The sequence below is a fragment of the Massilia sp. GCM10023247 genome (assembly GCF_042653325.1).
Taxonomy (GTDB): domain Bacteria; phylum Pseudomonadota; class Gammaproteobacteria; order Burkholderiales; family Burkholderiaceae_D; genus Telluria.
This window is the reverse complement of record NZ_JBHSIB010000007.1, coordinates 756212-770350: the sequence shown is the minus strand read 5'-3', so window position 1 is coordinate 770350 and position 14139 is coordinate 756212. Positions and strand designations below refer to the sequence as shown.

11 protein-coding genes and 1 tRNA gene are annotated in these 14139 nt (G+C 65.7%); 11 read left to right on the top strand and 1 reads right to left on the bottom strand.

Annotated elements, in window-relative coordinates; translation table 11 throughout:
- Nucleotides 1-29: 29 nt before the first annotated feature.
- Entirely contained in the window at nt 30-1091 is a 1062-nt protein-coding gene (locus tag ACFPAH_RS07030) for a 3-deoxy-7-phosphoheptulonate synthase (RefSeq protein ID WP_379742676.1), read from the bottom strand.
- 133 nt (nt 1092-1224) lie between these two features.
- Between ACFPAH_RS07030 and ybiB the strand changes: the two genes are divergently transcribed.
- The 11 genes from ybiB (at nt 1225) to ACFPAH_RS06975 (ending at nt 14119) form a co-directional block, all read left to right on the top strand.
- Nucleotides 1225-2214, top strand: a complete 990-nt coding sequence (gene ybiB, locus ACFPAH_RS07025) for a DNA-binding protein YbiB (protein WP_379742673.1) — start codon at nt 1225-1227, stop codon at nt 2212-2214.
- A 290-nt stretch (nt 2215-2504) separates the two neighbouring features.
- On the top strand, nt 2505-3035 hold the full coding sequence (locus ACFPAH_RS07020) for a DUF4402 domain-containing protein (RefSeq protein WP_379742670.1): 531 nt from the start codon (nt 2505-2507) through the stop codon (nt 3033-3035).
- 31 nt (nt 3036-3066) lie between these two features.
- The gene (locus ACFPAH_RS07015; protein WP_379742667.1) at nt 3067-3561 is read left to right on the top strand and encodes a DUF4402 domain-containing protein; all 495 of its coding nucleotides are present in this window, start codon (nt 3067-3069) and stop codon (nt 3559-3561) included.
- A 51-nt stretch (nt 3562-3612) separates the two neighbouring features.
- Nucleotides 3613-4467, top strand: a complete 855-nt coding sequence (locus ACFPAH_RS07010; protein WP_379743019.1) for a fimbria/pilus periplasmic chaperone — start codon at nt 3613-3615, stop codon at nt 4465-4467.
- A 61-nt stretch (nt 4468-4528) separates the two neighbouring features.
- On the top strand, nt 4529-7177 hold the full coding sequence (locus tag ACFPAH_RS07005) for a hypothetical protein (protein WP_379742664.1): 2649 nt from the start codon (nt 4529-4531) through the stop codon (nt 7175-7177).
- Nucleotides 7178-7280: 103 nt separating this feature from the next.
- Nucleotides 7281-8489 carry an NAD(P)/FAD-dependent oxidoreductase gene (locus ACFPAH_RS07000; protein WP_379742661.1) on the top strand — a complete coding sequence of 403 codons (1209 nt, stop codon included), beginning with the start codon at nt 7281-7283 and terminating at the stop codon, nt 8487-8489.
- Between the two features lie 200 nt (nt 8490-8689).
- Complete coding sequence (gene rpsU, locus ACFPAH_RS06995; RefSeq protein WP_005665410.1) at nt 8690-8902, top strand: 30S ribosomal protein S21; 213 nt, start codon at nt 8690-8692, stop codon at nt 8900-8902.
- 143 nt (nt 8903-9045) lie between these two features.
- Nucleotides 9046-9495 carry a GatB/YqeY domain-containing protein gene (locus ACFPAH_RS06990; RefSeq protein ID WP_379742658.1) on the top strand — a complete coding sequence of 150 codons (450 nt, stop codon included), beginning with the start codon at nt 9046-9048 and terminating at the stop codon, nt 9493-9495.
- Between the two features lie 120 nt (nt 9496-9615).
- Complete coding sequence (gene dnaG, locus ACFPAH_RS06985) at nt 9616-11412, top strand: DNA primase (protein WP_379742655.1); 1797 nt, start codon at nt 9616-9618, stop codon at nt 11410-11412.
- Between the two features lie 256 nt (nt 11413-11668).
- Nucleotides 11669-13903 carry an RNA polymerase sigma factor RpoD gene (gene rpoD, locus ACFPAH_RS06980; RefSeq protein ID WP_379742652.1) on the top strand — a complete coding sequence of 745 codons (2235 nt, stop codon included), beginning with the start codon at nt 11669-11671 and terminating at the stop codon, nt 13901-13903.
- 137 nt (nt 13904-14040) lie between these two features.
- Nucleotides 14041-14119 (top strand) — tRNA-Ile (locus ACFPAH_RS06975).
- Nucleotides 14120-14139: the final 20 nt, after the last annotated feature.

Here is a 14139-nt window from a genome sequence, read left to right as displayed (position 1 = left end):
GCGGCGCCGTGGATCCACCGCTTACGCCGTCACGGCCGCTGCAGCAGCTCCTGGTGCGCACTGCGCAGCATTGCCACCGTATCCTCCCAGCCGATGCAGCCGTCGGTCACCGAGCAGCCGTACTTCAGCTGCGTCAGGTCGCTCGGGATCGGCTGGCTGCCGGCCACGATGTTCGATTCGATCATCACGCCCACCAGCGACTGGTTGCCGTGCTTGATCTGCTGGATCACGTCCGACATCACCAGCGGCTGCAGTTCCGGCTTCTTGTAGCTGTTCGCGTGCGAGCAGTCGACCACCAGGTTGGCCGGCAGCCCGGCTTTTTTCAGGGCCTGCTCGGCGATGGTGACCGAGACCGAATCGTAGTTCGGGCGGTCGCCGCCGCCGCGCAGCACCACGTGGCCGTAGGCGTTGCCGCGGGTGCGCACGATCGACGCCGCGCCCTGTTCGTTAATGCCGAGGAAAGCATGCGGATTGGCCGAGGACAGCACCGCGTTGATGGCGATGCCGACGTCGCCGTCGGTGCCGTTCTTGAAGCCGACCGGCGTCGACAGGCCCGAGGACATCTCGCGGTGGGTCTGCGATTCGGTGGTCCTGGCGCCAATGGCGGTCCAGGCGATCAGGTCGCCCAGGTACTGCGGCGAGATCGGGTCGAGCGCCTCGGTGGCGGTCGGCAGGCCCAGCTCGCAGACGTCGAGCAGGAAGCGGCGCGCGCGCTGCATGCCGATGTCGACCTGGAACGAGTCGTCCATGAACGGGTCGTTGATATACCCCTTCCAGCCGGTCGTGGTGCGCGGCTTCTCGAAATAGACGCGCATCACCAGCAGCATCGTCTCGCCCACTTCTTCCTGCAGCGCTTTGAGGCGGCGCGCGTAATCGAGGCCGGCGTCCGGGTCGTGGATCGAGCAGGGGCCGACGACCACGAAGAGGCGCTTGTCCTTGCGGTCGAGGATGTCGCGCAGGGCGGCGCGCCCGGCCATGACGGTGCTGAAGGCGCGCTCGGAAAGCGGCAGCCGGGCGTGCAGCTCGACTGGCGTCGGCATGTGCCCGAACGAGGTGACGTTGGTATTTTCGATATCGGGGGTGATCTGCATGGTGCGGTCTGTTGTGCTGGTCGGATCGACGAGTGTAGCGCCATTTTTGCTGCTTTGCAGCAGTCCGGCACAAACTGCCCGCCGCGGATCGCGCCGGCGGCGTCCGCCGGCCATGTCGGTGTAAGCTAGCGCCATGCATACCGATACCCGATCCGATACCCCATCCGGCACCCGTCCGGCACCCTTCCCGGCGGCCGCCTTCATCAAGGAGATCGGCCGCGGCGTCAAGGGCGCGCGCAGCATGTCGCGCGAGGACGCGGCCGCGCTGTACGGCGCCATCCTCGACGGCCGCGTGTCCGATCTCGAACTCGGCGCCATCCTGCTGGCCATGCGCATCAAGGGCGAATCGGCCGAGGAGCTGGCCGGCTTCATGCTGGCCGCCGAATCCGCGTTCGCGCCCCTGCCGAGCCCGCCAGGAGACTGCGCGCCGGTGCTCATCCCCAGCTACAACGGCGCCCGCAAACTCGCCAACCTGACGCCGCTGCTGGCCTTGCTGCTGGCGCGCGAGGGCGTGCCGACCCTGGTGCATGGCGTGCAGGCCGACCCGGGCCGCGTGACCACGGCCGAGATCCTGGCCGAAATGGGCCTGGCGCCCTGCGCCACCAGCGCCGACATGATGGATGCCTTCGCCAGCGGCCGCCCGGCCTTCATGCCGATCGAGACGCTGGCGCCGCGCCTGGCGTGGATGCTGTCGCTGCGGCGCATCCTCGGCGTGCGCAACTCGACCCATACCCTGGTCAAAATCCTGCAGCCCTTCGAGGGCGCGGCGCTGCGGCTGGTGTCCTACACCCATCCGGAATACCTGCAGACCCTGGGCGAGTACTTCACGACCGCCGCACCGCCGGCGCGCGGCGATGCCTTCCTGATGCGCGGTACCGAAGGGGAGACCGTCGCCAATCCGCACCGCGCCCAGCAGATCGACTGGTTCCACGGCGGCACGCGCACCGTCCTGGTCGAGCGCGATGCCCCGACCGACCTGCGCGCCGACGCGCCGGAAGCGCGCGACGCGGCAGCCACTGCCGCCTGGATCAAGCGTGCGCTGGACGACACCGCCCTGGTGCCGCCGCCGATCGCGGCGCAGGTCGCCGCGTGCGTGCGGGCGGCGCGTGCACTGCGCGCCTGAGGCCGCTTCAGTCACATCAGGCCGCTTCAGGTCCCACCGCGCTGCAGCCGTGCGCTGCTGCCATCGCGCAGGACGTGCGGATCAAGCTGGTTCGCACGGTGCGGTTGTTTATGCACGACAACTATTCAAGCTGTGATCTAGGGCAAGAACGGCCAGGTCATTTTCTTTCACTATGGAAAAACGATACCGCAAAGCAATTCGATTGACTGACAACCGAGTTCAAACGCGTTCGGTCTCGTGATTGATCCGGCCCTGACAAGCCGGTCCTCCCAAACTGAAGGATGACCAGAATGAACAAGCACTCGCGCTTTACCTCGAACGTTTTCCGCCTCGCCGTGCTGGCGATGGCCCTCGCCGGCGGCGGCAGCGCCATCGCTGCAGAGCAGGTCGCCAGCTCGACCGGCACCGTCGTCTCTCCGATCCAGTTGACCAAGGCCGTAGACCTGGTATTCGGCAGCTTCGCTCCGGGCGCCGCGCTGGGCACGGTCACGCTCGGCACGAACGGCACCCGCGGCGTGACCGGCGGCGTGGTGGGACTGGCCGGCGCGACCAGCGCGGCACGCTTCGACGTCGCCGGCCTGGCCGACGCGACCTATTCGATCAACGTCGTGGCGACCCCGCTTTCGTCGGGTGGCAACACGATGACCTTCACCCCGGCGATCGCCTTGACCGCCAGCGCCGCCAGCACCGGTAGCGTTGCCGCGGGTACGCTGACCGGCGGCGCCCAGAGCATCTTCGTCGGCGGCGTGCTGGAGGTGGCTGCAAACCAGGCGGCCGGCACCTACAGCGGCACCGTCACCGCCACGGTCGAATACAACTGAGGCCGGGGGACGGGGCAACCCGTTCCTGATCATGCCGGCAAGCCGTTACCGTTTCATCCTGCTCGCGGGCAGCGTGGTCCTGGCGCTGCTCGGCGCCGGCGCGCGCCATGCACTCGCGCAGCAGCAGATCGTGCTGAGCAATACGCGGGGCCTCGACTTCGGCCGCTTCGTGGCCGGCACCGGCGGCACGATCACCCTGAGTCCGGCCGGCCTGCGTTCGCGCACGGGTGGCGTGGTGCTGCTCAACTCCCCGAACGCCGGCCAGGCCGCATTCAACGCTGGCCGCAGCAGTAATGGCGGCGCCAACAAGGCCGTCATCATTTCCCTGCCGCCCAATGGCGCTACCCGCCTCAGCAGCGGCGCCAACAGCATGGCAGTCAACAACTTCGTCGCCACCCCGGCCTCGCTCACCTCGATCCCGAACGGCGGTACCTCGATGTCGGTCGGCGCGACGCTCAGCGTCGCGCCCAACCAGGCGCCCGGCAATTATTCAGGCAGCTTTTCCTTGATCGTCAACTACCAGTAATCCTGCGCCGCCGACAGACGTGGCGCAGTGAAAGGACACGCAGTGAAACATATGCTCATGCTCCACTCCTCGTTCGCATCGTTCCGCGCCTGCCGCTGGCTGTTAGCTTGCCTGCTGCTGGCGCCCTTGCTGCCGGCGCGCGCCGAGTTGATGCTGCACCCGACCCGCGTCGTCTTCGACAAGAACACGCGCGCCGCCCAGATCGAGCTGATCAACAACGGCAGCAAACCGGCCAGCTATCGCATCGCGCTGGTGAACCGGCGCATGACCGAGGGCGGCAAGTTCGAGGCGGCGGAGACCGCGCAGGAAGGAGAACGATTCGCCGACGCCATGCTGCGCTATTCGCCGCGCCAGATCACCTTGCAGCCCGGAACGGCGCAGACCGTACGCGTGATGCTGCGCAAGCCCGCCGAGCTGGCCGAGGGCGAGTACCGATCGCACCTGCAGTTCGACAAGCTGCCCGATGTCGAGGGCCAGGCCAGCGTCGAGCACCAGGGCGGCAACGGCAGCCAGATCGGCGTGGTGATGAATGCGCTGGTGGGCGCCTCGGTGCCGATTATCGTGCGGCATGGGATCGTCAATGCCGAGGTCCGGTTGTCCGGGCTGGCGCTCGGCAAGGACGAGGCGAAGCGGCCCCAGCTCGCACTGCAGTTCGAGCGCGCAGGCAGCGCTTCGGTGTATGGCGACGTCAGCGTCACGTTCACGCCGAAAAACGGCAAGCCGCACAGCCTGGCGCAGGTAGGCGGCATCGCCGTGTACACGCCGAACCGCGTGCGCATGGCAACGCTGCCTTTGGTGCTGCCGGCCGGTGTTGCGCTGGCGGGCGGCACGCTCGAGGTCAGCTACCGCGACCGGCCGGAGGCCGGCGGCAAGCTGCTGGCCCAGGCCAGCCTGAACCTGCCGTGAGGACGCCAGGCCCACGGTCCGGGTCGCCTGGAATCGCGCCTGTTTCCTAGGCGGCAATCCGGTGGCGCGGGCGCGTCTGCGATCGATCGCACCATGCCGTACCGGCCTGGTGCTGGCGGCGCTGGCCGGGCTGCCGGCCATGCTCCCGCCAGCCCGCGCGGCTGTGGCGGCCACGCCGGCGCCGCCAAGCGAAGCGAACATGGTCCTGCTCGAGGTGCGCCTCGACAACCAGGTGCTGTCGGAAGCCGTCACGGCCTACGAGATCGGACGCGACGTCTACCTGCCCCTGGGCGAGCTGGCGCGCCTGCTGACGCTGGCCATCCGCGTGGCGCCGGGGGAGGGGCGCGCCAGCGGCTACATCCTGTCCGAGCAGCGCAGTTTCAGCCTCGACGTCGCGCAGCGCGCGCTCGACATTGCCGGCCGCCGCGAACAACTCGACCCGGCGCAGCTCAGGCTCGAGGGCGACGAGATCTACGTGGCCAGCCGGCTGCTGGCGCGCTGGCTGCCGGTCGACTTCGAGCTCGATCTGTCGAGCTTGGCGCTGAAGGTGCGCCCGCGCGAACAGTTGCCGCTGCAGGCGCGCCTGACCCGGCGCGAGCGCGGCAAGCTGCCGGGCACGCCCGGCGGCTATGTCGATCCCGGTTATCCGCGCCTGGCCACGCCCTACCGCCTGGCGGATGTGCCCTTCATCGACCAGACACTCGGGTTCGGGTTCGGCCAGCGCGGCAAGGAGCGCATCGCCGAGGCCGCCTGGACGGCCTACGTGACCACCGATTTGCTGGGCATGGAAGCGGCGCTGTACGCCAGCCGCGACGGACACGATCCGTCTGCCGGGCTGCGCCTGACGCTCGGGCGCAACGATCCGGACGGTGGCCTGCTCGGGCCGATCAATGCGCGCAGCCTGCTGTTCGGCAGCGTGCCGGTGCCGGGCGTGGCGAATATCGCGGGCAGCAGTGCCACCGGTAACGGCCTTGCCATCAGCAACCGGCCGCTCGACCAGCCGACCAGTTTCGACCGGCACACGCTGCAGGGCGACCTGGCGCCCGGCTGGGATGTCGAGCTGTACTACAACGAGGCGCTGGTCGGTGTGCGCCAATCGAACCCGGACGGCAAATACAGCTTCGAGGACCAACCGCTGGCCTATGGCCCGAACGAATTCCGGCTGGTGTTTCATGGGCCGCTCGGGCAGACCCGCGTCGAACGCCAGTCCTTCCTGCTGGAACAGTCGGCCGTGCCGCGCGGCGCGCTGTTCTACGACATTGCAGCCCACCGCGACCGGGCAGGGGGCCAGCGCGCCCTGGCCCAGTTCGAGTGGGGCATCGGCGCGCACCTGAACGCCACCGCAGGCTGGCTGCGCCTGCCGCTGGCGGACACATCGCGCAACTACGCCAACCTAGGCCTGCGCAGTTACTGGAACAGCGTCATCCTGACCGCGGATGCAGTCAAGGCCGACGACGGCGGCAGGCTGGCCCAGCTGGGCGTCAAGACCCGGATCGGCGGCCTGGCGCTGACTGCCAGCCGCGCCCGCCTTGACGGTTTCACCAGCGAGTGGTTCATGCCCACAAGCAACCCAGTGCGCACCCGCGACGAGGTGCGCGCCGAAGGCGTGCTGGCCGTCGGCGCCGCCAACTTTTTCCCGCTGTCGCTGCAGGTCAGGCGCGACGTGCTGGCGACCGGCGCCGAGCAGCGCGAAGTCCAGGCGCGCCTGTCGGCCTACCGCAACGGCACTGCCGTCAGCAATGCGCTACGCTGGCGGTCGCTGGACGGGACCAGGCGCGCCGAGGGCAGCTTGCAGCTCAGCCGCCGGGTCGCAGGCGTCGGCCTGACGGGCCAGCTCCACTACACGGTGGCACCCGAGGCCCAAGCCTCCAGTGCGGCGATCGCGGCCGACTGGTCCTTGCGCGCCGGCTACCAGCTGAACCTGGGCCTCACGCGCATGTTCCAGCAGCGCGAACTGCGCGCGACCGGCGCGCTGAACAAGAGCCTGGGCCGCTTCGGGCTGGGTGTGAACGCTTTTTATTCGAATCGCCGCGACTACGGTGTCGGGCTGCAACTGTTCATGGCAATGGGGCTGGAACCGCGCAGCAGGCGCTTCCTGCAGGAAGCCCAGCCAATGGCGAGCCTGGGCGCGGCATCGATCCGCGTCTTCCTCGACAAGAACCAGAACGGCGCGCTGGACGAGGGCGAGGAGCCGGTTCCGCGCGCCGGCTTCATCGTCAACGGCGCCAACTATGGCTTGCGGACCGATGCCGCCGGCCTGGCCTGGCTGCCACGCCTGCCTGGCGGCCGCCATACCGACATCGGGCTCGACCCCGACACCCTGGAAGACCCGCAGTGGCAGCCGCAAGCGAAGGGCGTGCGCATCGTGCCGCGCCCGGGCAAGGTCAGCGAGGTGGATTTCGCGGTCGGCATGACGGGCGAGGTGGACGGCACCACCTGGCTGCTGAGCAAGGGCGCCCGGCGCCCGGTCGGCGACCTGCAGCTCGAACTGGTCGATGCGTCGCACAAGGTGGTGGCCACCATCAGCAGCGCCGCCGACGGTTATTACGTCATGACCGGCATCTTCCCCGGGAAGTATGTGCTGCGCGTCGCGCCAGGCCAACTGGCGCGCCTCGGCCTGCTCGACCCGGGGGCGCAGGCGATCACGATCGGGCCGGAGGGCACGGTGCTCAACGGCCGCGACCTCGAAGTGCGCAGCGCCGGCGGCTGACGGCTGTCGTTTCGCGGGCGGCGATTTGCAGGCCCGCTCCCGCAGCACGGCCCCGAGCGTTTACAATGGCCGGTTTGGCGTAACGCGGAGCACGGTGGCAGGCATGGCAAAACAATTCGATGTAGCGGTAATCGGCGCGGGCGCGGCCGGCATGATGTGCGCGGCCGTGGCCAGCCAGCGCGGCAAGCGCGTGGTCCTGATCGACCACGCCGAGAAGCTCGCCGAAAAGATCCGCATCTCCGGCGGCGGACGGTGCAATTTTACGAATATCAACGCCGGGCCGGCCAACTTCCTGTCCGAGAACCCCCATTTCTGCAAGAGCGCGCTGTCGCGCTACACGGCCCAGGATTTCCTGGCGCTGGTCAAGAAGCACCGCATCGGCTACCACGAGAAGCACCGCGGCCAGCTGTTCTGCAATGATTCGAGCGAGCAGATCATCGGCATGCTGAAGGCCGAGTGCAACGCGGGCGAGGTCAACTGGCGGATGCCGTGCAAGGTGTTGTCGGTGGCACGGGAAGGCGAGGGCTTTGTCGTGGCCACCGACCACGGCGACATCGCGGCCGCCAGCGTCGTGGTCGCCACCGGCGGCCTGTCGATCCCGAAGATCGGGGCGACCGACCTCGGCTACCGGCTGGCGACCCAGTTCGGCCTGCCGCTGGTCGAGCCGCGTCCTGGGTTGGTGCCGCTGACCTTCGACGGCCCGAGCTGGGCGCCGTTCGCGCCGCTGGCCGGCATCGCGCTGGAAGTCGAGGTGTCCACCGGCTCCGGCAAGGGCAAGAACGCGAAGCGGGGGCTGTTCCGCGAAGACCTGCTGTTCACGCACCGCGGCCTGTCGGGCCCGGCGATCCTGCAGATTTCCAGCTACTGGCAGGCCGGCACCCCGATCGTGATCAACCTGCTGCCGGAACTCGACGTGGCCGAAGAACTCATCGGTTCCAAGACGACGGTCAAGAAACAGATCGGCAACGTGTTGTCGCAATGGCTGCCGGCGCGCCTGGCGGAAGGCCTGTTGCTGGCCAACGGCTTCGCACTCGACGCCCGCCTGGCCGACCTGCCGGACGCCAAACTGCGCAAGCTCGGCGACGCCATCAACCGCTGGGCCATCGTCCCGACCGGCTCCGAAGGCTACCGCAAGGCCGAAGTCACGCTCGGCGGCGTCGACACGCGCGCGCTGTCGCAGCAGACCATGATGGCCAAGGACGTGCCGGGCCTGTACTTCATCGGCGAAGCCGTCGACGTCACCGGCTGGCTCGGCGGCTACAACTTCCAGTGGGCCTGGGCCTCCGGCTACGTGGCAGGGCAGAGCGTGTAGTACAAATTGCCCGCTGCGGCTCGCGTAGCGTGGGCACTTGTGCCCACGCGGACGAGACTCACGCATAACGGCCCAGCCGCAGCGCCACTCACCCAGGCATACCCTGTATCAAATTCATCACACGCCCGTAAACTCTTCCACTGCTTGCCAAAAGCTGCTAGAATTTCGTTCTTCCCTAAATCCAACGGTTTGATTTTTACATGACCACTATCCGCCTTAAAGAAAACGAGCCGTTCGAAGTCGCTATGCGTCGCTTCAAGCGCACTATCGAAAAAACCGGTCTGCTGACGGAACTGCGCGCTCGCGAGTTCTACGAAAAGCCAACTGCAGAGCGCAAGCGCAAGCTGGCCGCTGCCGTGAAGCGCCACTACAAGCGCATCCGCAGCCAACAGCTGCCTAAGAAACTGTACTAAGACTGTCCAGTCGGCCCTGAGCCGGTGACGGAGCCCACGGCTCGTCCCCGCAGTCCTCAATAGGCCGCTAGAAGTCATCCGAGCCCGCCCTGGTTGCAACCCCGGCGGGTTTTGTTGTTTGCACCATCATTTCCGGAGATGCCATGAGCTTGAAAGAACAAATCACCAACGACATGAAAGCGGCGATGCGCGCCAAGGAAGCCGGCAAGCTCAACACCATCCGCCTGATCCTCGCCGAAATCAAGCGCAAGGAAGTCGACGAGCAGATCGAAGTGAACGACCAGCAGACTGTCGCCATCGTCGAAAAGATGATCAAGCAGCGCAAGGATTCGATCACCCAGTTCGAAGCCGGCAACCGCGCCGACCTGGCCGAAATCGAAAAGGCCGAGCTCGAAGTGCTGGTCGCCTACATGCCGGCCGGCCTGTCGGACGACGAAATCGCCGCCGAAGTGGCTGCCGCCGTGACGGCATCCGGCGCCGCCGGCCCGCAGGACATGGGCAAGGTGATGGCGATCGTCAAGCCGAAGCTGGCTGGACGTGCCGACATGACCGTCGTGTCGACGCTGGTCAAGAAGGCGCTGACCGGCGCCTGATGTAACATAAGTGAGCATAAATGAGCACAAACGGGCCCGACGGGCCCGTGCTTGTTGCAGATCAACTTGCAGCGAGCGCTGCGGTATAGTCTGACATTAGACAAACACTGTGTAAGCCACGTGATCCCGCAATCATTCATTACCGATTTGCTCAACCGCGTCGACATCGTCGATGTGGTCGGGCGCTACGTCCAGCTGAAAAAAGGCGGCGCCAATTACATGGGGCTGTGTCCTTTCCATAGCGAAAAGTCTCCCAGCTTCACCGTCAGCCCCACCAAGCAGTTCTATCACTGCTTCGGCTGTGGCGCCCATGGCACCTCGATCGGTTTCCTGATCGAATACTCGGGCATGGGTTTCGTCGAGGCCGTCAAGGACCTGGCTCAGGGCGTGGGCATGGTCGTGCCCGACCAGGACGACAAGATCCCGCCCCAGCAGCGCGCCGCCCAGCAGGCCCAGTCGCAGTCGATGACGGAAGCGCTCAGCCTGGCCTGCGACTACTACCGCGCCCAGCTGAAAAGCGCCCCGAATGCCATCGCCTATCTGAAAAACCGCGGCCTGACCGGCGAAGTCGCGGCCCGCTTCGGCATGGGCTATGCGCCGTCCGGCTGGGACAACCTGCGCACCGTCTTCCCCGACTACGAGGCGCTGGCGCTGGTCGAGTCGGGCCTGGTCATCGACCGCGTCGACGAAGACGGCAGCAACAAAAAACGCTATGACCGCTTCCGCGAGCGGATCATGTTCCCGATCCGCAACACGAAAGGACAGGTGATCGGTTTCGGCGGACGCGTGCTCGACGGCGGCGAACCGAAATACCTGAACTCGCCCGAAACTCCGCTGTTCCAGAAGGGGCTCGAGCTTTATGGCTTGTTCGAGGCGCGCCAGGCGATCCGCGACGCCGGCTATGTGCTCGTCACCGAGGGATATATGGACGTCGTCGCGCTTGCCCAGCTCGGCTTCCCGCAGGCCGTGGCGACCCTGGGTACGGCCTGCACCAGTACCCACGTGCAAAAGCTGCTGCGCCAGACCGACAACGTCATCTTCAGTTTCGACGGCGACAAGGCCGGCCGCCGCGCCGCGCGCCGCGCCCTGGAAGCGTGCCTGCCGCAGGTCAGCGACAATAAAACCATCCAGTTCCTGTTCCTGCCCGAAAAGCACGACCCGGACAGCTATGTGCGCGAGTTCGGCGCCGATGCCTTCGCCCAGGAAATCAGCGACGCCATGCCGTTGTCGCAATTCCTCTTGCGCGAAGTGACGGGCGAACACGACCTGTCGACGCCGGAAGGACGCGCACGCACCCAGTTCGACGCCAAGCCCTTGTTGCAATCGATGACGCCGTCGAGCCTGCGCCTGCAGATCGTGCGCGGCCTGGCCAGCCTGACGGAAACGACGCCGGCCGAGATCGAAAGCCTGTTCGAGCTGTCCAAGCCGGTAGCGGTGGCGCGCAAGGCGCCGCCGCGCCAGGGCCGGCCCGAGCCGGTCGGACTGGAATTGCAGATCGTGCGCATGCTGGTGGCCCATCCGGCGCTGTCGCTGAACCTCGACGACGTCGCGCTGCAAGCCTTCGACTTCTTCGGCCAGGAATCGGCCGAGGCCTTGCGCTACCTGGTCGGCATGGCGCAGTCGCTGGGCGAATACGGCACCTTCGCGGCCCTGTCGGAGCAGCTGAAAGAGGCGGGCAGCGATTACGACCGCATCATTGCCGAGATCGCGTCGGAGCCGGAATCCGATCCCGATGCCGACCGTGTTTGGCTGGCTAGTGCTGTGAGGCAAATCAAGATGAACAGCTTGAAACAAGAGTTGGATCAGTTGTTTTCCAAAGGTCTGACCCCAGATCAGGTGAGTACTCGCTATCGTGAAATCACCGCACAGCAGCAGCTCTTGGCGCGCGAGGAGGCCGATTCGGCAGCGGTGCGCTAGGCCCCCGTTGCAAAGGCGACAAGCGGGCTATGTGCGGCTGGAAAAAGAAGGGGTGCGTGCTATAATAAAACGCTAACTATTGCAACCTTTGAAACGACTTTCGTGTCAAAAGGGGCGTGGAGTTTCAGTTAGCGCAGCAGTGTTGTACGCTGTAAGCAGCGTGATGTAAGGTAACAAAACTTTATCTTTAACCATCGTAAAGTTAGTCGTTGTGACATCGAAAGCGCCTGTGCCAACCAAGAAACCCGAACCCATCGTGGCTGCCAAAACCACCAGAGCGTCCGCCAAGGCGGACAACGCACAAGACAAGGCGGAAGTTCGCACTCCAGCGGGCGCCGCGCCAGTCGTCAGCCAGACCACCGATGCGGCCGCATTGGCCGCCATCGACACGTCCGGCTACGTGCTGCCGACCGTGAAGGTCCCGGGCCGCCGCGGGCGCAAGCCGAAGGAATTCACGCCCGAGAACGAAGAAGTCGCCGCGCTGAACGCCGTCGAACGCGCCGAACTGAAGGCCGTCGACAAGGCCAAGGCCAAGGACCGCAAGGCCAAAGAAAAAGCCCTGCTGAAAGACGCGTTCTCGTCGGACACCGAAGCGAGCGAAGAGGAAATCGAGATCCGGCGCCAGAAGCTGAAAGCGCTGATCAAGTCCGGCAAGGAACGCGGCTTCCTCACCTACGCCGAAATCAACGACCACTTGCCCGACAACATCGTCGATCCGGAAGCGATCGAAGGCATCATCGGCACCTTCAACGACATGGGCATTGCCGTGTACGAGCACGCGCCCGATGCCGAAACGCTGCTGCTGTCCGACAACGTTGCCACGGTTACCAGCGATGACGAAGCCGAGGCCGCCGCCGAAGCCGCGCTCTCCACCGTCGACTCCGACTTCGGCCGCACCACCGACCCGGTCCGCATGTACATGCGCGAAATGGGTTCGGTCGAGCTGCTGACGCGCGAAGGCGAAATCGAAATCGCCAAGCGCATCGAAGACGGCCTGCGCGACATGATCCAGGCCATCTCCGCCTGCCCGGTCACGATCGCCGAGATCATCTCCGCTTCCAAGCGCATCGCCGCCGACGAAATCAAGATCGACGAAATCGTCGACGGCATGGTCGACAACGAAGATCCGGAAGAAACCGCGCCGACGGCCGTTGCCCCGAGCAGCGGCGACGGCGACGAGGACGAGGAAGAAGAAGCCGCGGAAGAGGAAGAGGGCGAAGAGGAAGAAGCCTCCGCCAGCACCGGGGCCGCCGGCTATTCCGCCGAGCAGCTCGAGGCGCTGAAAAATTCCGCCTTGGAAAAATTCGGCAACATCGAAGAGCAGTTCGACAAGATGCGCAAGTCCTTCGAGAAGGACGGCTACAACTCGAAAGGCTATGTCAAGGCGCAGGAAACGATCTCCAACGAACTGTTGGGCATCCGCTTCACGGCCAAGGTCGTCGAGAAGCTGTGCGACACCCTGCGCGGCCAGGTCGACGAAGTGCGCCACATCGAAAAGCAGATCCTGGACGTCGCCGTGAACCGCTGCGGCATGCCGCGCGCCCACTTCATCAAGGTTTTCCCGGGCAACGAGACGAACCTGGAATGGGTCGACGGCGAAGTCAACGCCGGCCACGCCTACAGCGCCATCCTCGGCCGCAACATCCCGACGATCAAGGAACTGCAGCAACGCCTGATCGACCTGCAGGCGCGCGTCGTGCTGCCGCTGCCGGACCTGCGCAACATTAACCGCCAGATGGCGGCCGGCGAAATGAAGGCCCGCAAAGCCAAGCGCGAAATGACCGAGGCCAACCTGCGCCTGGTGATCTCGATCGCGAAAAAATACACGAACCGCGGCCTGCAATTCCTCGACCTGATCCAGGAAGGCAACATCGGCCTGATGAAGGCGGTCGACAAGTTCGAATACCGCCGCGGTTACAAATTCTCGACCTACGCGACGTGGTGGATCCGCCAGGCCATCACCCGCTCGATCGCCGACCAGGCGCGCACCATCCGTATTCCGGTGCACATGATCGAGACCATCAACAAGATGAACCGCATCTCGCGCCAGATCCTGCAAGAAACCGGCGCGGAACCGGACCCGGCAACGCTCGCGATCAAGATGGAAATGCCGGAAGACAAAATCCGGAAGATCATGAAGATCGCGAAAGAGCCGATTTCGATGGAAACCCCGATCGGCGACGACGACGATTCGCACCTGGGCGACTTCATCGAGGACAACAACACGCTGGCGCCGTCCGACGCAGCCCTGCACGCCTCGATGCGCGGCGTGGTCAAGGACGTGCTGGACTCGCTGACCCCGCGCGAAGCGAAGGTGCTGCGCATGCGCTTCGGCATCGAGATGTCCACGGACCACACGCTGGAAGAGGTCGGCAAGCAGTTCGACGTCACCCGCGAGCGCATCCGCCAGATCGAAGCCAAGGCCCTGCGCAAGCTGCGCCACCCGTCGCGCTCGGACAAGCTCAAGAGTTTCCTCGAGGGCAGCAGCTGATCTTTGTTGCCACTTCGGCTGCTGATCTCAGCTAACCCTTGACGGCTCGACACTAAACGCAATATCCTCTCGCCACTTCGTTCGGGACACCGCAGCGCGGTGGCGAGATTTTTCTTCTTCCCATCTGTAACGAGTTTGGGCCTCTAGCTCATGCCTGGTTAGAGCAGCGGACTCATAATCCGTTGGTGCCCGGTTCGACTCCGGGGAGGCCTACCAAGGTTTGTACTGCATAATCA